General features: G+C 51.9%; 23 protein-coding genes. 19 read left to right on the plus strand and 4 right to left on the minus strand.

Features of this window, described 5'->3' with window-relative positions; translation table 11 throughout:
* Positions 1-11: 11 nt before the first annotated feature.
* Entirely contained in the window at positions 12-209 is a 198-nt protein-coding gene (locus ABC502_RS16625; protein WP_345916699.1) for a diguanylate cyclase, read from the minus strand.
* 233 nt (positions 210-442) lie between these two features.
* Between ABC502_RS16625 and ABC502_RS16630 the strand changes: the two genes are divergently transcribed.
* A complete protein-coding gene (locus tag ABC502_RS16630; protein WP_330088599.1) occupies positions 443-619 on the plus strand; it encodes a DUF3012 domain-containing protein in 177 nt (58 codons plus the stop codon).
* A gap of 75 nt (positions 620-694) precedes the next feature.
* Here ABC502_RS16630 and ABC502_RS16635 read toward each other — a convergent pair whose 3' ends face one another.
* On the minus strand, positions 695-1,771 hold the full coding sequence (locus ABC502_RS16635; protein WP_345916753.1) for an FAD-dependent oxidoreductase: 1,077 nt from the start codon (positions 1,769-1,771) through the stop codon (positions 695-697).
* A 237-nt stretch (positions 1,772-2,008) separates the two neighbouring features.
* Here ABC502_RS16635 and ABC502_RS16640 point away from each other — a divergent pair, with 237 nt between their 5' ends.
* Genes ABC502_RS16640 through ABC502_RS16655 form a run of 4 tightly spaced genes read left to right on the plus strand, consistent with a single transcriptional unit; the run spans position 2,009 to position 7,128 of the window.
* Positions 2,009-3,499, plus strand: a complete 1,491-nt coding sequence (locus tag ABC502_RS16640; protein ID WP_345916700.1) for a PAS domain S-box protein — start codon at positions 2,009-2,011, stop codon at positions 3,497-3,499.
* Positions 3,496-3,876: a response regulator gene (locus ABC502_RS16645; protein WP_330088601.1), complete on the plus strand. Its 381-nt coding sequence runs from the start codon at positions 3,496-3,498 to the stop codon at positions 3,874-3,876. Before ABC502_RS16640 ends, ABC502_RS16645 begins: the two co-directional genes overlap by 4 nt.
* Before the next feature lie 4 nt (positions 3,877-3,880).
* The gene (locus ABC502_RS16650; protein WP_345916701.1) at positions 3,881-5,086 is read left to right on the plus strand and encodes a response regulator; all 1,206 of its coding nucleotides are present in this window, start codon (positions 3,881-3,883) and stop codon (positions 5,084-5,086) included.
* Entirely contained in the window at positions 4,981-7,128 is a 2,148-nt protein-coding gene (locus tag ABC502_RS16655) for an EAL domain-containing protein (protein ID WP_345916702.1), read from the plus strand. The genes ABC502_RS16650 and ABC502_RS16655 overlap by 106 nt, the downstream gene beginning before the upstream one ends.
* Before the next feature lie 22 nt (positions 7,129-7,150).
* Here ABC502_RS16655 and ABC502_RS16660 read toward each other — a convergent pair whose 3' ends face one another.
* Complete coding sequence (locus ABC502_RS16660; protein WP_345916703.1) at positions 7,151-8,062, minus strand: pirin family protein; 912 nt, start codon at positions 8,060-8,062, stop codon at positions 7,151-7,153.
* A 43-nt stretch (positions 8,063-8,105) separates the two neighbouring features.
* Entirely contained in the window at positions 8,106-8,810 is a 705-nt protein-coding gene (locus ABC502_RS16665) for a pirin family protein (protein WP_345916704.1), read from the minus strand.
* Positions 8,811-9,114: 304 nt separating this feature from the next.
* Between ABC502_RS16665 and ABC502_RS16670 the strand changes: the two genes are divergently transcribed.
* The 14 genes from ABC502_RS16670 (at position 9,115) to rpoS (ending at position 19,632) form a co-directional block, all read left to right on the plus strand.
* A complete protein-coding gene (locus tag ABC502_RS16670; RefSeq protein ID WP_345916754.1) occupies positions 9,115-9,564 on the plus strand; it encodes a DoxX family protein in 450 nt (149 codons plus the stop codon).
* 64 nt (positions 9,565-9,628) lie between these two features.
* Positions 9,629-10,540, plus strand: coding sequence for a LysR family transcriptional regulator (locus ABC502_RS16675; protein WP_345916705.1), 912 nt, complete (start codon positions 9,629-9,631; stop codon positions 10,538-10,540).
* 45 nt (positions 10,541-10,585) lie between these two features.
* A complete protein-coding gene (locus ABC502_RS16680) occupies positions 10,586-11,122 on the plus strand; it encodes a DUF924 family protein (RefSeq protein ID WP_345916755.1) in 537 nt (178 codons plus the stop codon).
* 142 nt (positions 11,123-11,264) lie between these two features.
* Complete coding sequence (locus ABC502_RS16685; RefSeq protein ID WP_345916706.1) at positions 11,265-11,939, plus strand: transporter substrate-binding domain-containing protein; 675 nt, start codon at positions 11,265-11,267, stop codon at positions 11,937-11,939.
* A 91-nt stretch (positions 11,940-12,030) separates the two neighbouring features.
* Positions 12,031-12,678: a hypothetical protein gene (locus tag ABC502_RS16690; RefSeq protein ID WP_330088608.1), complete on the plus strand. Its 648-nt coding sequence runs from the start codon at positions 12,031-12,033 to the stop codon at positions 12,676-12,678.
* A gap of 61 nt (positions 12,679-12,739) precedes the next feature.
* A complete protein-coding gene (ftsB, locus tag ABC502_RS16695; protein WP_345916707.1) occupies positions 12,740-13,072 on the plus strand; it encodes a cell division protein FtsB in 333 nt (110 codons plus the stop codon).
* Positions 13,069-13,764 carry a 2-C-methyl-D-erythritol 4-phosphate cytidylyltransferase gene (ispD, locus tag ABC502_RS16700; RefSeq protein ID WP_330088610.1) on the plus strand — a complete coding sequence of 232 codons (696 nt, stop codon included), beginning with the start codon at positions 13,069-13,071 and terminating at the stop codon, positions 13,762-13,764. The genes ftsB and ispD overlap by 4 nt, the downstream gene beginning before the upstream one ends.
* Positions 13,761-14,243: a 2-C-methyl-D-erythritol 2,4-cyclodiphosphate synthase gene (gene ispF, locus ABC502_RS16705; protein ID WP_345916708.1), complete on the plus strand. Its 483-nt coding sequence runs from the start codon at positions 13,761-13,763 to the stop codon at positions 14,241-14,243. The genes ispD and ispF overlap by 4 nt, the downstream gene beginning before the upstream one ends.
* On the plus strand, positions 14,243-15,277 hold the full coding sequence (locus ABC502_RS16710; protein ID WP_345916709.1) for a tRNA pseudouridine(13) synthase TruD: 1,035 nt from the start codon (positions 14,243-14,245) through the stop codon (positions 15,275-15,277). The genes ispF and ABC502_RS16710 overlap by 1 nt, the downstream gene beginning before the upstream one ends.
* A gap of 17 nt (positions 15,278-15,294) precedes the next feature.
* On the plus strand, positions 15,295-16,047 hold the full coding sequence (surE, locus tag ABC502_RS16715; protein ID WP_330088613.1) for a 5'/3'-nucleotidase SurE: 753 nt from the start codon (positions 15,295-15,297) through the stop codon (positions 16,045-16,047).
* Positions 16,048-16,686 carry a protein-L-isoaspartate(D-aspartate) O-methyltransferase gene (locus ABC502_RS16720; protein WP_330088614.1) on the plus strand — a complete coding sequence of 213 codons (639 nt, stop codon included), beginning with the start codon at positions 16,048-16,050 and terminating at the stop codon, positions 16,684-16,686.
* A 26-nt stretch (positions 16,687-16,712) separates the two neighbouring features.
* Positions 16,713-17,600, plus strand: coding sequence for a DUF368 domain-containing protein (locus ABC502_RS16725; RefSeq protein WP_345916710.1), 888 nt, complete (start codon positions 16,713-16,715; stop codon positions 17,598-17,600).
* Between the two features lie 7 nt (positions 17,601-17,607).
* Positions 17,608-18,528: a peptidoglycan DD-metalloendopeptidase family protein gene (locus tag ABC502_RS16730; protein ID WP_345916711.1), complete on the plus strand. Its 921-nt coding sequence runs from the start codon at positions 17,608-17,610 to the stop codon at positions 18,526-18,528.
* Between the two features lie 108 nt (positions 18,529-18,636).
* Positions 18,637-19,632: an RNA polymerase sigma factor RpoS gene (gene rpoS, locus ABC502_RS16735; RefSeq protein ID WP_330088617.1), complete on the plus strand. Its 996-nt coding sequence runs from the start codon at positions 18,637-18,639 to the stop codon at positions 19,630-19,632.
* Positions 19,633-19,643 lie beyond the last annotated feature (11 nt).

Raw genomic sequence — 19,643 nt, forward strand, 5'->3', positions numbered from 1 at the left:
ATTGCGTACAGTCAGCCCTGCCCGTTGCTTGGGTAGGAGCTGATGCCGATACTGGCTTGCCAGCATTTCGCTACATCCTGCAACACAAGATCGCCCGCTTTGTGGCCATTACCATCGTTAAACGGGTTAAAATTGTCCAAATCAGCCTGAAATTCGGGGGGGCTTTGCACCCGGCTATGTTGGCTTCTAACCACCGCAACAGGAATCATCGTCGCTAAGCGCCGGTTAACGGCATTTAAGATCGGCTCGCACCTGACCAGGCTTGCAACATGTTCTTTGCGATATAAAAATCATTAAGGAAGATGCGCAAGAGCTGATTCAGAGACGCAGGTAGCGGCCATGAGTGAGGCCGGCGGCCTGAATAGAAGCGGTTGCTGGTGCATGAGAGCGTTACCGGAGTTCCTCTGGTAAAGATCTATTAGCCCTGAAGAAGGAGCATGAAATGAAAAAGGTACTGGTTATACTGATGTTAAGCAGCGCATTGTTGGCCTTGGCTGGCTGCTCGCCGGCAGTAGGCTCATCAAAGTGGTGTAAAGCGATGGAAGCTAAACCTCAAAGCGAATGGAGTATCAACGATGGCGAAGCATACATAGAGCATTGTTTTTTAGCTGACGATTAATACACTATCAGCCAGCAGCTAAGTGGCTGTTGGCTGGCGTTTCATGCATTGAGCAATCCTCGACCGTAGTCATGCTTAGCCTGCTGAGTGTTGCACCTGTGTCAGCACCTGCCGGGCCAAAGCCCGGGCTGTGGTCCACTTTCCTCCGCTGACAGTGAGCAACTTTTGTTGCCAATGCAGGCTGTATTCCCGACTGGCACGGCTGCTATCGGCACTGCTTTTTAATAAAGGCCGCACGCCCGCAAAACTATCCAGAATATCGGCTACCTGGGCCTGCGGCTGAAAGTACAGGTTGTACACTGCCAGCAATTCATCCCGTTCGGTTTCGGAGCAGGTAATCGGCTCGTGCAGCTGTTGCCGAACTTCGGTGGTACCAAGCAGGCAGTGCCGCTTGTAGGGCAGGGCAAAGACGATGCGACGACTACCTGGAACTTCCAGCATATGGCCGTAGCGGCCCAGGCCAGGCAGCAGCAGATGACTGCCTCGCACCAGATCGAGTGGTTGTTGCACCGGCAAGCCGGATTGCAGCAGCAAAGCTTCGCTCCAGGGCCCTGCCACATTAATGATGCGATCAAAGGATAGCCAGCCGGTGTTTAACTGTAGCTCGCCACTCGTTGTTAGTTTCAGTACCGGTTGATGCTCCACAATATCAACCCCTGCCTGACGGCACTGAGCGGCGACCCAAAGCCCTAGCTGGTAATCGTCCATCTGGCCATCAAAAAACAAATAAGCGCCTTCTAAACCATTTGATTGTAATTGCGGAGAGCAGCGTAGTGTTTGTGTCGGGTTTAGCCAGCGATGGCGGCCAATGCCTTTGCGGCCAGCAAATAAATCATACAACATAAGGCCGATTTTCAGTTGCCAGCGTGTGCGACGGCTTTGGCGGTAAAGCGGATAGAGCAAGGGCAAGCGTCGGGTTAGCTGCGGGGTATGATCCAGCCACCAACGACGCTCTTTTAGTGCTTCATGCACCAGACGGAACTCACCTTGCTCCAGATAACGCAGGCCACCATGCAGCAGCTTGGAAGAAGCGCGACTGGTCGCCTGCATCAGTGCGTCACGCTCGAACAGCTGTACCTGATGGCCGGCCTTCGCTAATTGCCAGGCCGTGCACAAGCCGTTAATGCCACCACCGATCACTGCAATGCGCATGATTTTCTTATCCTGTATCTTGCCCGACGTCACACCCAGGCTGTTGTGGGTCGCCATAGTTTTGGCCATATCATCATGGCTGGCAATTCATGTCCGGGCAAGGGGGATGCTTTCAGATACGAATATTTGTTGTAAATTTATCAGTTTTTCGTCGGGTGGTTACGGGGGGGTATCTATACTCAGTTTTTACCAGCGCTCATTCAGCAATGGACTGACAAACATGGAAAAGTTTTGCTTATGTCAAACGATTACTACCGGTTGATCGCCGAAACAACGTCGGATGCATTGGTGGCCCTTTCACCCGATGGCGAGGTGCTGCAATGGAACCAGGGGGCCGAAACGACATTTGGTTTTTCCGAAGCTGAAAGCCTGGGTCGTTCGATATTCGAGCTGATAGTCCCTGCGCATTTGTTGGCAGAGGAACGCAATACTCTGCTGCGAGCCTGCACCGAAGAAGTTTCCGCTTACGAATCTTACCGGGTACGCAAAGATGGTGCTCTGCTCTATCTGAATATTTCAATGCGTGCTGTGCATCGGGACGATGGGCAACTGGCTTTTATTCTCACCAATAAAAAAGACGTGACCCACCTGAAAACCCGGCGGGATACCAAGTTTTTGGAAGCACGCTATCGTGACTTACTGGATTCGACCCCGGATGCGATTGTTATGGTGAATATTTTTGGTCGTATTGTGTTGGCCAATGGCCAGGCTGAACAGGCCTTTGGCTGGTCGAGGGACGAGTTGCTGGGGAAGGCTGTGGAAAGCTTGCTACCAGAACGCTACCGCTCCTTGCATGTTGGGCATCGCTCGGATTTCTTTACCTCACCCCGCACCCGCTCAATGGGGGCGGGTCTCGAGCTGTATGGGGTACGGAAAAATGGTGACGAGTTTCCGGTAGAAATCAGCCTGAGCCCGTTACAAACAGAAGAAGGCATTCTGGTGATGAGTGCGATCCGTGATATCACCGATCGCAAGCGGGTGGAGCTTGAGCTGCACAGTAAGAATAAAGAGCTTGAACGGGCCAACAATGCCAAAGACAGTTTTTTAGCAGTGATGAGCCATGAGTTGCGTACGCCCCTTAATGCCATTATTGGCTTTACCGGTACTTTGTTGATGAAACTGCCAGGGCCTTTGACTGCAGAACAGGAAAAGCAGTTGGATACCGTTCAACGCAGTGCCCGGCATTTGCTGGCCTTGATCAACGACTTGCTGGATTTGGCTAAAATTAGCGCCGGTAAGATCAGTGTTGAACTGCAGACGCTGGATTGCCGCGATACTGTGCTGGAGGTGCTGAATACCTTGCAGCCTGCAGCAGATCGCAAGGTGTTGCAACTAAGCTCTGAGTTACCTGAGCAGCCATTGCTGGTACTGGCTGATCGGCGGGCTTTGCATCAGATTATTCTGAACCTTATGAACAATGCTATTAAATTTACCGAGGCAGGACAGGTTCGAATCACCACCGCTTCTGGCTGTGATGAGACCGGCGCGGTGTGGGTTGAGATCCGCGTGCAGGATAGTGGCATCGGTATTTCCAGTGAAGATCAGGCCAATCTGTTTTCTGCTTTTACCCGATTAAACCTCACCAATAACGCCGATAAGGAAGGTACCGGCCTTGGGCTGCATTTAAGCCAACAACTGGCTGAACTGCTGGGGGGAGAAATCCACTGTCAGAGCCAGCCTGGAGTAGGCAGTATCTTTACCCTGCGGTTAAAGGGAGTGTCGTTATGAGTGCGCGCATTCTGGTGATTGAAGACAACCAGGCCAATCTGGAACTGATGGTGTATTTATTGCAACAACTGGGAGCGCATCAGGTATTTACAGCTACGGATGGAGTGGCTGGTTTGCTGATGGCAAAGCAGCAGTGTCCGGATCTGATTATCAGTGATGTGCGCATGCCGAATATGGATGGGTATGAGCTGGTTCAGCGCATCAAGCAGGAGCCGGCGCTTCAGCATATTCCGGTTCTGGCTGTAACGGCTTCGGTGATGCCCGAAGAGCGGCAAAAAATCTTGCAGGCTGGCTTTGATGGTTATTTTAGCAAGCCCATTGAGCCTGAAAGCTTTGTGCAGGAGACGGAAAAGTTTTTAGTCAAAGGGAAGGTGTAGCGCCATGCTCTGCATCCTGGTAGTAGATGATCATCCGGACGGTCGCGAATTACTGGTGACTTTACTGGGATACCGTGGATATCGCATGCTGGCAGCCAGTGATGGGCGTGAGGGCCTGAAACTGGTACAACAGGAGCGGCCGGATCTGGTGATTGCAGATGTGCTGATGCCGGTGATGGATGGTTTTGAGTTTGTAAAGCAAGTGCGGGCCCATCCTGAGATTGCGCAAACGCGTGTTATCTTTTATACCGCCAGTTACCATGAACAAGCTGCGATGGATTTGGCTAAAAAATGTGGTGTGTTGGCGGTGCTAACCAAGCCGGCGGAGCCTGAGATACTGCTGGATACGGTAGAAAGCGTATTGCAGGATGTTGGCGAGCAACCAGTGTGCGCTGAGCCTCAGGAGCTCGAGCAGCAACATTTGCGCTTGATGACGGATAAATTAAAGACCATGGCTGATTCGCTGGGGTTAGCCAACCAGCGGTATGCGGCACTGATTGAGATCAACCTGCAGCTTGCCTCTGAGCGTGATCCGGCGCGCTTGCTGGATGCGCTGTGTCACCAAAGCCGGCAGTTAATCGGGGCCCGCATTGCATTTTTGTATCTGCCGGCGGAATCGGCTGACACTTCGCCGGCGCTGGTAGCCAGTGGGATGGCGGTTGAACCGCAGGCCAGTGACTTTGCCGAGTCCAAATTGTCAGATAGCTTTCATCAAGTACTGCGTGATGGCTTACCCAGGCGACTCGCCAATCCATCCGGACAGGCGGCTGCCATCGGGTTACCTGCCTCTTATCCATCCATGCATGCGCTTTTACTGGCGCCTATTGTCTCGCCGACACAGATTTATGGCTGGATTTGCCTTGGTAACCGCCTGGCAGCCAATGAATTTAATGATGAAGATGAGCAGCTATTAAGTATTTTGGCAGCACAGGCGGGCCGAATGTATGAGCACAGCCGCTTGTTTGCAAAGTTGCAAGAGCAGGATGAACGTTTCCGCCAGTTGGCGGAAAACATCAACGATGTGTTTTGGCTGGTGTCGGTTGAGACGGGCCAGAGTATTTACATCAGCCCGGCTTACGAAGCGATAACGATGTGTTTTGGCTGGTGTCGGTTGAGACGGGCCAGAGTATTTACATCAGCCCGGCTTACGAAGCGATTTGGCAGCAACCCAGGCCAGAGGCCGGAAAGCAATCCCGGGATGCGCTGTTAAGGCTTCATCCGGATGATAATGAGTTGTTGCCCGATATCGAGAAAGAACAACAGGAGTACGATACCACGTACCGGATCATCCGGCCCGATGGTTCGATACGCTGGATCCACGATCGGGGCTTCCCGGTATTTAATGCTGCAGGCGAGTTGTATCGCTTTGCCGGTATTGCCAAGGATATTACCAGCAACAAAGAAAGCGAAGAAAAGATTGCCCGCCTCACCAGGTTGTACGCTGTTTTGAGCCAAATTAATGCCACTATAGTGCGGCAACATGATCGCGAAGCGCTGTTCCAGGAAGCTTGTCAGATCGTGGTGCAACATGGCCAGTTTGACTTGGCCTGGATTGGCCATTGGGAGCCGAACAGTAAAGCAATCCGGCTCACGGCCCTTCAAGGGCGTTTTAGCAGTTCGGCCCGGCGCCGGCAAGTGTTTGCTTTGCAGGGGCAGCTGTGCCCTTTACCTGCTGGAGTGATGGCGCAGGCCCTTGGTAGTAAAGAAATTGCTTTTTGCAATGATGTGGCTTTGTTGCCACGGATGGGGCCATCACCCTTGTACCGGGTTCGTGCTGATTATGGTTCTGAAATAGCTTTGCCTTTGCTTATTGAGGATCAGGTTATTGGGCTCTTTGTACTTTATGCTCAGGAAACCGGTTTTTTCGATAAAACGGAATTAGCGTTACTTAAAGAGTTGGCACATGATATCTCTTTTGCTCTGGAGTTTATTGCCAAAGAAGAACAAGCCAATTATCTGGTGCATTATGACGTGCTGACCGGACTGGCCAATCGTTTTTTATTCCATGAACGACTGGGGCAATGGCTGCAAGCGGCACAGCGGGAAGATGAGCAATTGGCGGTGCTGATTGTGGATGTTGTCCGCTTTAAACAAATCAATGATGCGTTGGGGCGGCAAGCGGGAGATGGTTTGATTCTGGAGCTGAAGCGGCGTCTTCAGCAGTGTGTGCCTCAGGCAGTGGATTTGGCCAGGGTAGGACCGGATCTTTTTGCGTTGGCATTGCCGGATGTTCGAAGTGCAGATGAAATTGCTCGCTTGATTGAAGGCCCGATCAAACGGGCATTAGGGCAACCATTTATTTTGGAGCACAAAGAGCTGGTGGTATCGCACCGTATTGGCATTGCTTTGTTCCCAGACGATGGCAAGGATGCTGAGTCGCTATTTCTGCATGCAGAGCTGGCATTAAAACAAGCCAAGTTTAAAGGGGTGCCCTATCTGTTTTTTGATCAGGAGATGTCCAGGCAGGTGGCGCAAAAGCTGGAGTTGGAAAACAAACTGCGCCGGGCCCTGGACCATGCTGAATTTCGCTTGTTCTATCAGCCCAAAGTGAGTTTACAAACCGGTGCCATTGTGGGGATGGAGGCATTAATTCGTTGGCAGAGCCCTGAACGCGGGCTGGTGGCTCCCTTTGAATTTATCCCGATGTTGGAAGAGACCGGTTTGATCCTGGAGGTTGGCAACTGGGTCATAACGCAAGCGCTACGGGATCTGCAAAACTGGACCGAACAAGGAATTAGCGTCCCTCGAGTGGCAATCAATCTTTCAGCGGTACAGCTTAGTCAGCGTGACTTTGTCGGGTATCTTGAAGAGATGCTGCAACCGGATACTGCGACCAACCTGCTGGAGTTAGAGCTCACCGAGAGTGTAGTGATTGGCGATGTGACCGACAGTCAGCAAAAGCTTGGTCAGTTGCGTGCACTCGGTGTAACCATAGCGATTGACGACTTTGGTACCGGCTACTCTTCACTTAGCTACATCGCCCGGTTGCCACTGGATACTTTAAAGATCGATCGCTCCTTTGTGCTCAAAATGATGGAGAATCAAGCCGAGCGGATGATTGTTTCCACCATCATTACCATGGCACACAATATGAAGCTGAAAGTGGTGGCTGAAGGGGTCGATAGCAGGGAGCAACTGGCACTGTTGCGTGAGCTTAATTGCGATGAAATGCAGGGCTATTTGTTCAGTAAGCCGATATCTGCCAGGGACATCGGCCAACTGTTGTCGCAAGGTGCCAAGCTGGCGCTGTAATGTCCGTTTTTACAGCAACCACTTATGGGTAAGGAATGAACTCTTCTTCATCCCCGGGAACCTTGGGAAAGCGCCCTTGTTGCCAGTCCTGCTTTGCCTGCGCGATACGCTCTTTGCGGCTGGAGACAAAGTTCCACTCCATAAAGCGTGGGCCAATGGTTTCTCCGCCAATCAGTGCCAGGCGACTTGGTGCGGTAGCGGTCAGGCGAACACCTTCCGCAGCTTTAAGTACCATCAACTGCCGGGCCTGCAACTGGCTGTCTTGCAGCTGCACCTGGCCGGATACCAGATACAGGCCGCGCTCTGCACAGTCTGGCAGCAGCAGGCTCTGGCCGGCTTGCAGCTCAGCTTCAAGGTACAGGGTTTGGTAGAAGGTTTTGACCGGTGACGTCAGGCCATAGGCCGAGCCAATCAGCACCCGTACCGGTACGCCATCGACCAGGGTGCCCGGGATACTGCTGGCCGGGTAGTGGTAAAAGGCTGGATCAATTTCTTCATTAGCTTCAGGTAGCGCCATCCATAATTGCAGGCCGTGCAACCGGTGCGGCTGAGCGGTGATTTCTGGTCGTTCCCGCTCGGAGTGTACGATGCCTTTGCCTGCCACCATCAGGTTAATGGCTCCCGGGGTAATGGCCTGGTAGCTTCCCAGCGAATCGCGGTGCAAAATCTCACCTTCAAACAGATAGGTCACGGTTGCCAGATTCACATGCGGATGGGGCCGCACATTGATGCCGCTGCCAGCGGCAAATTCAGCTGCACCCATCTCATCAAAAAATAACCAGGGGCCGACACTGCGCCGTTCACGCACCGGCAGGCTGCGCCGGACAGAGAATCCACCCAGATCTTTTGGCTTTGGGTCGATAATCAGCTCGATAGCGGCGCAGCCGTGCCGTATGCTGCAATCGGACTCCGGCTGTTTGTCTGTTGTACTCATACCATCCTCACTTGCTGGGCTTTGTGCACAGCGTTGCTTAAATTTAGGTGCTAAGGCCAGGCAAATCAAACCACAAGGCATGAACCGGCCCAGAGCTGGCGATGGCGGGTGTTGCTGACTGATCCATCAGCTTGATACCATCACCTGGCTGGAGTTGTTCGCCGGCCAGGCTGAGCTCACCGGCGATCAGATGCAGGTAATAGGCCCGATTGGGTTGCATCGGCAGCTGCAGTTGCTGCTGCTCACTCAGCCGTAACTGCGACACGCTGGCATCTTGCCTGATTTGTAAGGTGCCATCACGGCCATCCGGCGTGATCACCGGGGTCAGGCCCGGTTGATCGCCAAAGTATTTTTGCTGATAGCCAGGAGCACCATCGAACTGATTGGGTTCTATCCAAATTTGCAAAAACGCCAACTCCTCGTTGGGGCTGGCATTGTATTCGCTGTGGTAAATCCCCCGGCCGGCGCTCATCAATTGGAATTCACCGGCAGGCAGCACTTCCTCATTGCCGGCCGAGTCTTTATGGGCAATGGCACCTTGCAATACATAGCTAATGATCTCCATATTGCGGTGACCATGGGTATCAAAGCCGGCACCGGCTGCAACTCTGTCGTCATTAATCACCCGCAGTTTGGAAAAACCCATCTGCTTTGGGTTGTAATAGTGGCCAAAGGAAAAGGTATGACGGCTTTTCAGCCAGCCAAAACTGGCCCGTCCCCGCTCATGGCTGCGGATGATTTCAAACATAAGGTGCTCCCATAGTGTTTTACACCCTGCTACTTTAGCTGGCTTGGCTGCCAGTATATATCGGATAAAAATGAACTATTTGTTCGTTACAATCGATTGGTTACTACCGATTCGTTACTATTGAATAGATGCAGGCTAACTTATCAGCGCTGATTTTTTTGCACTATTGTTCTAATAATTCGTACATATCAATTCTTATTATCCAATTTTATAATTCATTTGACCCTTTTATACTGTGCTCATCGACAACGGGGATCTTTGCCTGAGCAGGTCGACATCCAACTAACTGATAGAGGAATACATGATGAACAAAGCAATGGCATTACTGAAAAAATTGGCAGCAACCGAAGCAGGTTGGGGCGCTTTGGCACTTAGAGTACCTATCGGCATTATCTTTGCCGCCCATGGTGCCCAGAAGTTATTCGGTTGGTTTGGCGGCTATGGTTTAGCAGGCACCGGCGGTTGGATGGAGAGTATTGGTCTGGCACCGGGCGTGCTGATGGCATTTTTAGCTGGTTCTGCCGAGTTCTTTGGCGGCATCGCACTGGTCATTGGCTTGCTAACCCGGCCTGCTGCCGCAGTGCTTGCTGTAACCATGCTGGTGGCAATATTTGCGGTGCACTTTGAAAACGGCCTCTTTATGAGCAACAATGGTTACGAATTTGGCTTGGCCTTGCTGGCAGCCAGTGTTTCCTTGTTATTCAGTGGTGCAGGCAAAGCCTCGGTGGATGCTGCGCTAAGCCGCAGCCACTAAATGTGCAACTGAATCAACCCGGCCCCGGCCGGGTTGTTCGCTTTTAACCAACAGGGAGTCTGCAATGGCCCGTTCAACCTTAGAGCAGTGGCGGATGTTTAAAGCGGTGGCCGAGCATGGTGGCTTTCATCAGGCCGCAGAAGCGGTGTTTAAAAGCCAGTCCAGCATTCATCATGCGGTCCATAAGCTTGAAGATGTGCTTGGGGTCACGCTGTTTCAGGTCGAAGGGCGCAAAACTCAGTTGACCGCTGCCGGTGAACAGTTGCTGCGCCGCATCAATTTTTTGCTGACCGAAGCCGAGCGGATGGAGCAGGTGGCTTTGAACCTGCAAGCTGGGGTAGAGTCGACGCTTTGCATTGCAGTGGATGAAGCTTTTCCACGAGACATCCTGTATCAGACCCTGTCAGCGGTATCACACGAGTACCCGCTGATCCGCATTGAGCTGATGGAAACCATACTGGCTGGCGCCAATGAACTGCTGGCGCAAGGCAAAGCTGAAATTGCGGTCGCCCCCTACACTTTGGCCGATAACCTGAGTGAAGATATATGCCAGGTTGAATTTGTTGCTGTTGCTAGCCCGATGCACCCATTGCATCAGATAAAGCGCGCACTGACCCTGGAGGATTTGAAGAATTGCAGGCAAATTGTGTTGCGTGACTCCGGTAAAGCTCGCGATAAAGATTATGGTTGGTTGGGTTCGGAGCAGCGCTGGACCGTCAGTCATACGGGCACTTCGATTGAGCTGTTGCAAAAAAACCTCGGTTTCGCCTGGTTACCACTTCATGCGGTGCAGCCTTATTTGCAGACTGGGCAGCTGCAGGTACTGCCCTTACCCAGAGGCAGCAGCCGCAGCATGACCTTTTATCTGAACTTTAACGATGCCGATACTCTGGGGCCGGTTGCCCGGACGTTTTTGGGGCATCTGCGGTATTTGACGCAAAACCATGAGCTTGCAGCAGGTGTCATAACATCCTAGTATGGAAATACTCCCACTCTGGATAAAGGCCTACTGATGAAAACCATGCTCAATACTGTACTCACTTTCTGGTTTGAAGAGCTGAACAAAGAACAGTGGTTTGCCAAAAATCCGGAGCTGGATCAGCAGATCCGTGATGTGTTTGGCAGCCTGCATCAGATGGCCGCTCGCTGTGAGCTTTACCCTTGGCGGCAAGAGCCGCGGGGGCGATTGGCAGAGATTATTGTGCTCGATCAGTTTTCGCGCAATATTTACCGCGACAGCCCTCAGGCTTTTGCCTGCGATCCTCTAGCGCTTGGCCTGGCGCAGGAAGCCATCAACCTGGGTTTGGATCAAGAGTTAACCCCTTCAGAACAAAGCTTCTTGTACATGCCCTTTATGCACAGCGAGTCGTTGGCTATTCATGATGTGGCGATGCGGTTGTACGATCAGGAGGGTTTGGAAGACAACTTGCAATTTGAAATCAAACACCGCGACATCATCGAGCGCTTTGGCCGCTACCCGCATCGCAATGTCATTCTGGGCCGCTCCTCTACCGATGAAGAGTTGGCTTTTTTGCAACAGCCCGGCTCTGGCTTTTAACCTATTTGATTTGTTGCGTTTTCACTCTAAGCTTAGCATAAGGATAGTTCTGGAGACGCTTTATTTGAACTCAATATACTGTGTGCTCATCGCTGTGTTTATAACGGGCATTTCCCCGCTATCTGAGGCAACGGAAGACTTGGTGCTGTATACCGAACATTTCCCGCCGTTTAGTTATGAGCAGGATGGTGCTATTACCGGCACCAATACCGAGATAGTGCGACGCCTGTGTGAGCGGGTGGCTATTCGGTGCAGTTTTCAGTTGTATCCGTGGCGGCGCGCCTTTGAGCAGACATTAAGCACTGCTAATGCCGGACTGTATTCTACCTCGCGCAGTCAGGAACGTGAGGCGTTGTTTCAGTGGGTGGGGCCGCTGGCGTATACCACACCTTATTTGTATCGCTTGAAAAGTCGTTCCGATATTCAATTGCTACAGATTGATGATGCCAAGAATTATATGGTGGCGGTGGCGCGAGGCGATGTGTTCGAGGAGTACTTCTTACAAAAAGGCTTTGAGCATGGGCAGCACTTGTTGGATTTTGAATCCAAGTCGGCTGCAACGCCATTGTTTTTACAGGGGCGGGTTGATTTGTTGGTGTCTTCGGAACTGGTGATGCCGGTATGGCTGGCACAGCACCAGCAAAATATGACGGTGGTGGAGCCTGTTATTGCCTTAGAGGGAGTTGCCGGTAATTATCTGGCATTACATCCGGCGGTGCCTACTGAGTTGGTGTTGCGTTTACAAAAAGAGCTGGATGCAATGCGGAAAAATGGTGAGTTCGCGGCGATTGTACACAGCTTTCAGGTGCTAGATTGAGGATTATTTTGCAGCGCTGTACGAAAGCGCTGTTTTTTTCTTGTGCAAGTCGGCAGGCCTCCGTTACCATCGTGTCATGATGAAAGAAGCAATGGAACAGCCACATTTTTGGCAGGTATCCAGCCAGAATCAAACCTATACCGAGCTCTGCAACGCATTGTACGAGCGCGAACTGTTGCGCCTGGCACAGCCTGGAGCCGTTGCCGCTGAGCAGTTACCAGCAATACTGGCCAGTTTGCCATTTTACATTCGTAAGGCTGCACAGCGTATTTTAAAGGTCCAGTCGCCCTTGTTGTTGGACAGTCAGAATGCCTCCTGGTATGCCAGTCAGGCTACCCATTGCCCGGTTAACCGACAACGACCGGATCAAATTGCCCGTTTCTTTGAAAAAGCAGCTAAACCTGGTTTGTTGGTGCCGGTATACCGTGAACACTTGGGGGGGGAGGCTATATTACTGGATGCCATTGATGAGGTTGATAAAGTGGGTCAGCGTCTGCATTGCAACCAGCATGGTTGGTTTGCCTTTGCCGGTACGCCGTTAGGAAGCGACAATGCCGATAAATTTGTGCTGCAGCCGATCAAGGTGGTCATGACTGCCTGCTGTTGTGGCCATCAATGGAGCAATCAAAAGCGTGCTGTACCCAGGGCTCTGAGCTTACGTGAGCTGCTTTTGACCACAGGAGTGAATTGGAAAAACTTTGCCAAACCCCATCTGCAATCCCCTCTCGCTATGAGTTAAGGCTTCCCTCTGTGCGCTGAAGGCTTCATAATAACTGCATGATGATCCCCGAGTTGGTGGCATGCGATTACTGACGATAGCTTTTGTTTTACTTTTTGTCGTACTGCAGTACCGGCTGTGGTTTGGTCAGCACAGTGTGAGTGATTATCTGCAGCGAAGCCATCAGTTGGAGCAACAACAAGTTGCTAATGAGGAACTGGCCAAGCGCAATCGCTTGCTGCTTGCCGATGTTGATGATTTGCGTCAGGGACTGGAAGCCATTGAAGAGCGGGCCCGCAATGAGCTTGGTATGATTCGGGATGATGAAGTGTTTTTCCGCATTGTGTCGGATAATGCCCGCCGGACCAGACAATTGCAGGATGTCCATAGCCATCCTCAGCAGGAGCCTCGATGACTGGACTGGATCCTTTGCGCCTTGCGGCCGTGGTTCCGGCTGCAGGTATAGGCAGCAGAATGCAGAGTGAGCTCCCCAAGCAGTATTTGAAGCTGCACGGCCGGACGATTCTGGAGCATAGTGTTGCTGCACTTCGGCAAGCACAACCCCAATTGCCGCTGGTAATTGCCCTGGCGGAACATGATCGGTACTTTTCCCAAACATCGCTTGTCGGCTGTGGCGGCATCCAAACTGTTCCGGGTGGCAAAGAGCGGGCTGACTCGGTGTTGGCGGCTTTACAACAGTTGGATGTGGCCAGCTACGACTGGGTACTGGTGCATGATGCTGCCAGGCCCTTATTGCATGTAACTGACTTAAAAAAACTAGTGACACAATGCCAGCAAGCCGGCTGTGGTGGTATTTTGGCTGCCCCAGTGCGTGATACCATGAAGCGTGGTGGCCCCCAAATCGAGCAGACGGTCGACCGCCACCGTCTCTGGCATGCGTTAACTCCACAGTTATTTCCATTGCTACCATTAAAGCAGGCACTAACTGCAGCTCTAGCTGAAGGGGTTACGATTACCGATGAAGCTTCGGCTATGGAGTGGGCGGGCCATCCTGTGTTGTTGGTGGAGGGGCGGAGCGATAATATCAAAGTGACCCGGCCCGAGGATCTGGCTCTGGCAGCATTTTATTTGGAGACGCAACGATGAGAGCATTTCGTATTGGCCATGGTTTCGACGTACACGCTTTTGGTGGCGATGGTCCTATTACCCTGGCAGGTGTTCAAGTAGATTACCCCCAGGGGTTGCTCGCTCACTCCGATGGGGATGTGGTGTTGCATGCTTTGACCGATGCCATTCTGGGGGCGTTGGCACTTGGTGATATTGGTCACCACTTTCCCGACACCGATGCAGCCTATGCCAATATCGACAGTCGTTTGCTGTTACGCCAGGTGGTTGTGACCATGCAACAGCAAGGCTGGCAGTTGGGTAATCTGGATATTACGATTATGGCGCAAGCCCCCAAGATTGCACCTCATATTGCAACGATGCGTACTGTGATTGCTGAAGATTTACAGGCTGATCTAAGTCAAATCAATGTGAAAGCGACTACCACAGAGCGCTTGGGCTTTGTCGGGCGAAAAGAAGGCATTGCAGCAGAAGCTGTGGTGTTGCTGGTGGCTTCTTGATGACAGCGACAGAGCTGAGTTGGCTGTATGGCCGCCCCCAAGTCGCAGCCTGTATCCGGAGTCAGCCTGAAGACTTTATCGTGGATGAAGAACTCAATTTCAGTCCCAGCGGTGCGGGTGAGCATCTGTTGCTGCAGATTGAGAAAATTGGCCAGAATACCCAGTTTGTCGCCCGGCAACTGGCAGAGCGCAGCGGCCTTAAAAATCGTGATATCAGTTTTGCCGGCCGCAAGGACCGACATGCGATTACCCGGCAGTGGTTTTGCCTGCCCTGGCCAATCAAAGCGGATGTACCCTGGCAGGACTGGCAGGGAGAGGGCTACCGGATTTTGCAGGTGCAGCGTCATCATCGCAAGCTGCGGTTGGGGGCTTTGAAGCGCAATCACTTCCAAATCTGCTTACGTCAGGTAGAGGATATCGCTGCAGTGTTACCGCGCCTGGCGCAGGTGCAACAGGGCGTGCCGAATTATTACGGTGAGCAACGTTTTGGCATTGATGGCGGTAACCTGGCCAAAGCAAAAGCGCTGTTTGCCGGTCAGGGTATTGCTGATCGGCAGTTGCGTGGTCTGGTCTTGTCAGCAGCACGCTCCTTTTTATTTAACCAACAAGTCTCGTCGCGAATTGCCGCCGGTTATTTCAACACCCTGTTACCAGGCGATATCGTGCAGCTGGATGGCTCTGGCTCCATTTTTCGTGCAGATGAGGAACTGGATGCATTGCAGCAACGTGTAGAGCAAGGCGATCTTCATCCAACCGCAGCACTCTGTGGTTTGGCTGCAGCCGAAAAATCCCAGCCCAAGCAGGAGGCGGCCCGATTGGAAGCCAGTTGGTTGGCCGGGCATGATAGCCTGGTACAAGGGTTGATTGATTTTCGTTTAAAGGCAGAGCGTCGCTCTATCCGGCTGGTACCACAACAACTGAGTGCGACGCAACAAGCCGATACAATTTTGCTGAAATTTGCGCTGCCAACGGGTTGTTTTGCCACCAGTGTGCTGCGAGAATTGGTGCAGTATAGCGACCTTGGTGCCCAGTAGCAGTATGGAGAATACAAATGCGAATTTTGTTAAGTAATGATGATGGCGTCTACGCCAAGGGCATACAGGTGTTGCAGCAAGCGTTGTCACAAATTGCTGAGGTCACCACGGTTGGGCCGGATCGCAATTGCAGTGGCGCCAGCAATTCACTCACTTTACTCAATCCACTCAGGACCCAGCAACTGGATAATGGCTACATTGCTGTCAGTGGTACACCAACGGACTGTGTGCACTTGGCGATTAGTCAACTGCTGGATTTCACCCCGGATCTGGTAGTGGCGGGCATCAACCATGGTGCTAATATGGGGGATGATGTGATTTACTCTGGCACGGTTGCAGCGGCAACGGAAGGGCGGCATTTAGGGCTGCCAGCCATAGCGGTCTCTTTGGCTGGTCATGACGACGAGCATTTTGAAACTGCTGCCTATGTGACAGTACAGGTGATTAAAAAGCTTAAATCGCACCCATTACCAGCCGACCAAATCTTGAACATCAATGTGCCGGCCATTCCGGTAGCGCAATTAAAAGGTTTGCAAATTACCCGGCTTGGCCGGCGGCATAAAGCAGAGACCATGACCAAAGCACGTGACCCTTGGGGGCGTGATATCTACTGGTATGGCTCTTTGGGACCCGAACTGGATGCGGGTCCTGGCACAGATTTTTATGCTATCGCCAATGGCTATGCTTCTATCACCCCCATTCATGTGGATATGTCCGCCTACAAAAGCATGGAACAACTCAGTCAGTGGCTAGAAGGAATTAAGTTGTAAATGGCCGTAGCAACTCAACGCAGCGCCAGTGTGCTGGCACAAAAATTACAAAGTGAAGGCATTCGTAATCAGCAAGTAATCGCAGCCATTGCCCAAACTCCAAGGCACTTGTTTGTGGAGACCGTATTGGCGCACAAGGCTTATGAAAATACTGCATTACCGATAGGCCATGGTCAGACCATTTCTCAGCCCTACATCGTCGGACGCATGACGGAGCTGTTGTTGGCTGGCGCTAAGCATCAGCATGTACTGGAGATTGGCACAGGTTCAGGGTATCAAACCGCTGTGCTGGCTCAGCTGTTTGAGCGGGTTTACAGCGTAGAGCGTATCAAGAGCTTGCAGTTTCAGGCTAAAAGGCGGCTGCAGCAGTTGGATTTACACAATGTATCGATGAAGCACGGTGATGGTTGGCAAGGCTGGACCAGCAAAGCACCTTTTGATTGCATTCTGGTAACAGCGGCACCTAGTGCGGTGCCGCAGGCACTGTTGCAGCAGTTAAGTGATGGCGGGCGACTGGTTATCCCGGTGGGTACTGATGAGCAGGTATTGCGTGTTATTGTGCGGCAAGGTGATAATTTTGTAGAAGAAAATGTCGAGGCTGTTCGCTTCGTTCCGTTGGTGCCAGGTGAGCTGGCCTGATTGATCTTACAGCACAGGGTGTGGTGATGTCGTATTTGATGGTGTGGTGCAAGGGACTGATGATGGGCGCTGCTGATATTGTGCCCGGTGTTTCTGGGGGAACCCTGGCTTTGTTGCTGGGGATTTATGAGCGGCTGATTCGGGCGATTCGATCGGTGGATCATCATGCGTTGGGAATGCTATTACGCGGTCGTTTTCTGGCAGCGTGGCAGCATATTGATGGCACATTTTTACTCTGTCTGTTCGGCGGTATTTTACTCAGTGTGTTTGTGCTGGCTAATGGAGTCAGTTGGATGTTGCTGCATCAGCCTGTGCTATTGTGGTCGCTATTTTTTGGCTTGATTCTGGCTGCTTTGCCACCTTTATGCATGCGGTTGCGCTGGGACCGGCTGCGTTTGTTGCTGTTGTTGGCTGGTATTGTGTTGGCCTTGGTCATTGGTCGTTTGCAGCCGGTAGAGCTTGAGCCCGAGCTTTGGATGTTCTTTGTTGCAGGCGCCATTGCGATTTGTGCCATGATTTTACCAGGCATATCGGGTAGTTTTATTTTGTTGTTGTTAGGCATGTATGCGCCTGTGCTACTGGCTGTGACGGAGTTGCAGTTGTTGCCATTGTTGTTATTTGCCAGTGGTTGCGCATTGGGCTTGCTTAGCTTTTCCCGCTTGTTATCCTGCTTGCTGGCACGCTACCATGATGCCACACTGGCACTTTTGGTTGGTGTAGTGATAGGGGCTATGTACCGGGTCTGGCCCTGGCAGTTGGCAGGTGAACCTGTGAGCTGGCAAACCTATCAGCAATCGCATGATTCCTTGCAATTGCTTGGAGCGCTATTGATGGCGTTACTCGGTATCGCATTAATGCAAGGTATGCTGCGTCTTGAGCGGCAGGTAGCAAGTGAAGATATAAGCAGAACATGAGGTTGCGATGAGCGCACCTACCGCACCAGTTCGATACAGAGACAGCCTTGGCATGCTGCCAGGTCTCTGCTGGTTGTTGGTGGTGACTTTGCTGCTGCTTTCAAGCGGTTGCGCCAAGCGCTCTGCTCCGGCTCCGGTCGAGCGTTTGCAGATTAATTCAGCACAGTCATCGCGAGGTGATATTCGCACCGATACGTACCTGGTGGTACGCGGTGACACACTCTACTCTATTGCTTTTCGAGCCGGGCAGGATTTCCGGGAGCTGGCCAGGCGCAATCAGATTGAAGCGCCTTACATTATTCAGCCGGGACAGCAGTTGCGTATGACCGGAAGCGCTCCTGCTGTTCGTCAAAGCAATCGGCCAGCACAGGCTACCGCAGTTGTGCAGCCAGCGCCAGTAGTAACCAGGCCAGCACCAGTTGCGCCATCGACACAAAGAGCTCAGACCAATCCAACCCCGCCGGCAAAATCGGTTGCGCCGCGTCAGCAAACGGGTTATGTTCATAATACACCAGCACAAACCCCGAAAAAAACGGAGCAGAATACCCCAACTGGCAACAGATTGCAATGGCAGTGGCCTGTCCGTGGCAGCATACTGGCGCGTTTCTCGCATCAGGAGCATGGCAGCAAAGGCATTAAGATTGCCGGCAATGAAGGGCAACGCATTAATGCGGCTGCGGCAGGCCAGGTGGTGTATGCCGGCAATGCACTGAGAGGCTATGGCAATTTAATCATCATTAAACACAACGATGATTATCTGAGTGCTTATGCCCATAACAGCCGTTTGCTGGTTCGGGAGCAACAACAAGTGAGTGCTGGGCAACATATTGCCGATATGGGCAGTACTGAAGCTAGTCGAACACAATTGCACTTTGAAATCCGTTTTCGAGGGCAATCGGTTGACCCGCTGCAATTTCTACCGAAGTAATGAAAGGCGACATTATAAAAACAGACGTCCTGAAGGACGCATGGGCGGTCAAAACCAATCATTGGGCTGACTGTACCGCAAACACCCTATTAGATGTGGGAGAAGGATATGGGACCTAAGGCAAGACATGAGCGTGATGATAGCAGTGATGATGTGAACGACGATCTGTCCTTGGTGGAGGATGCGGATGAGCCGGATACCGCTGAACTTACCGAAGAAGATAATGACAGTGATAATGACGATGTATTTGCCAAAGACGACAATTATCGTGCTTTGGATGCAACACAGATGTATTTGGGAGAGATTGGTTTTTCACCGTTATTAAGCGCTGAAGAAGAAGTCTACTTTTCGCGGCTGGCACTGAAAGGTGATGAGGCCGCTCGTAAACGCATGATTGAGAGCAATCTGCGGCTGGTGGTGAAAATTGCTCGCCGTTATATCAACCGGGGCCTGGCCTTGCTTGATCTGATTGAAGAAGGTAACCTTGGCTTGATTCGGGCTGTCGAAAAGTTTGATCCAGAGCGAGGCTTCCGTTTTTCAACCTATGCGACCTGGTGGATCCGTCAAACCATTGAGCGGGCCATTATGAACCAAACCCGCACCATTCGTTTGCCTATCCATGTAGTCAAAGAGCTCAACATTTACCTTCGTGCCGCCCGTGAGTTATCACAAAAGCTGGATCACGAGCCAACGGCAGAAGAAATTGCTATCGCCTTGGATAAGCCGGTAGAAGAAGTCAGCAAGATGCTCAAATTGAATGAGCGCATTACCTCCGTAGATGGCCTGGCTGCAGGCTCGTCAGACAAGCAATTGCTTGATGTGATAGCCGATGAAAAAGAGCTGGGGCCTGAAGTGGAGCTGCAGGATCAGGACATCAAACAGCATCTGGTGCAATGGCTGGATGAACTGAACCCGAAACAGCGTGAAGTACTGGCCCGTCGCTTTGGTTTGTTGGGGTACGAGCCTTCCACGTTGGAAGATGTCGGCCATGAAATTGGCCTGACCCGCGAGCGGGTGCGGCAAATTCAGGTGGAGGCCTTGCGGCGGTTAAAGGAAATCGTTACCCATCAGGGGCTCAATATTGAAACCCTGTTTCAGGATTAAGTTACTGATTT

Origin of the sequence: Alkalimonas sp. NCh-2 (assembly GCF_039631345.1) — a bacterium.
Classification (GTDB): Bacteria; Pseudomonadota; Gammaproteobacteria; order Enterobacterales; family Alteromonadaceae; genus Alkalimonas; species Alkalimonas mucilaginosa.

Bases quoted from the DNA above. Each gene is read 5' to 3' on its own strand.
- ispF (WP_345916708.1), top strand. From the start codon at position 13,761: ATGAGAGCATTTCGTATTGGCCATGGTTTCGACGTACACGCTTTTGGT.
- ABC502_RS16650 (WP_345916701.1), top strand. From the start codon at position 3,881: ATGCTCTGCATCCTGGTAGTAGATGATCATCCGGACGGTCGCGAATTA.
- ABC502_RS16675 (WP_345916705.1), top strand. From the start codon at position 9,629: ATGGCCCGTTCAACCTTAGAGCAGTGGCGGATGTTTAAAGCGGTGGCC.
- rpoS (WP_330088617.1), top strand. From the start codon at position 18,637: ATGGGACCTAAGGCAAGACATGAGCGTGATGATAGCAGTGATGATGTG.
- ABC502_RS16680 (WP_345916755.1), top strand. From the start codon at position 10,586: ATGCTCAATACTGTACTCACTTTCTGGTTTGAAGAGCTGAACAAAGAA.
- ABC502_RS16710 (WP_345916709.1), top strand. From the start codon at position 14,243: ATGACAGCGACAGAGCTGAGTTGGCTGTATGGCCGCCCCCAAGTCGCA.
- ABC502_RS16630 (WP_330088599.1), top strand. From the start codon at position 443: ATGAAAAAGGTACTGGTTATACTGATGTTAAGCAGCGCATTGTTGGCC.
- surE (WP_330088613.1), top strand. From the start codon at position 15,295: ATGCGAATTTTGTTAAGTAATGATGATGGCGTCTACGCCAAGGGCATA.
- ABC502_RS16665 (WP_345916704.1), bottom strand. From the start codon at position 8,810: ATGTTTGAAATCATCCGCAGCCATGAGCGGGGACGGGCCAGTTTTGGC.
- ABC502_RS16670 (WP_345916754.1), top strand. From the start codon at position 9,115: ATGAACAAAGCAATGGCATTACTGAAAAAATTGGCAGCAACCGAAGCA.
- ABC502_RS16720 (WP_330088614.1), top strand. From the start codon at position 16,048: ATGGCCGTAGCAACTCAACGCAGCGCCAGTGTGCTGGCACAAAAATTA.
- ispD (WP_330088610.1), top strand. From the start codon at position 13,069: ATGACTGGACTGGATCCTTTGCGCCTTGCGGCCGTGGTTCCGGCTGCA.
- ABC502_RS16660 (WP_345916703.1), bottom strand. From the start codon at position 8,062: ATGAGTACAACAGACAAACAGCCGGAGTCCGATTGCAGCATACGGCAC.
- ABC502_RS16690 (WP_330088608.1), top strand. From the start codon at position 12,031: ATGGAACAGCCACATTTTTGGCAGGTATCCAGCCAGAATCAAACCTAT.
- ABC502_RS16645 (WP_330088601.1), top strand. From the start codon at position 3,496: ATGAGTGCGCGCATTCTGGTGATTGAAGACAACCAGGCCAATCTGGAA.
- ABC502_RS16635 (WP_345916753.1), bottom strand. From the start codon at position 1,771: ATGCGCATTGCAGTGATCGGTGGTGGCATTAACGGCTTGTGCACGGCC.
- ABC502_RS16625 (WP_345916699.1), bottom strand. From the start codon at position 209: ATGATTCCTGTTGCGGTGGTTAGAAGCCAACATAGCCGGGTGCAAAGC.
- ABC502_RS16730 (WP_345916711.1), top strand. From the start codon at position 17,608: ATGAGCGCACCTACCGCACCAGTTCGATACAGAGACAGCCTTGGCATG.
- ftsB (WP_345916707.1), top strand. From the start codon at position 12,740: ATGCGATTACTGACGATAGCTTTTGTTTTACTTTTTGTCGTACTGCAG.
- ABC502_RS16725 (WP_345916710.1), top strand. From the start codon at position 16,713: ATGTCGTATTTGATGGTGTGGTGCAAGGGACTGATGATGGGCGCTGCT.
- ABC502_RS16640 (WP_345916700.1), top strand. From the start codon at position 2,009: ATGTCAAACGATTACTACCGGTTGATCGCCGAAACAACGTCGGATGCA.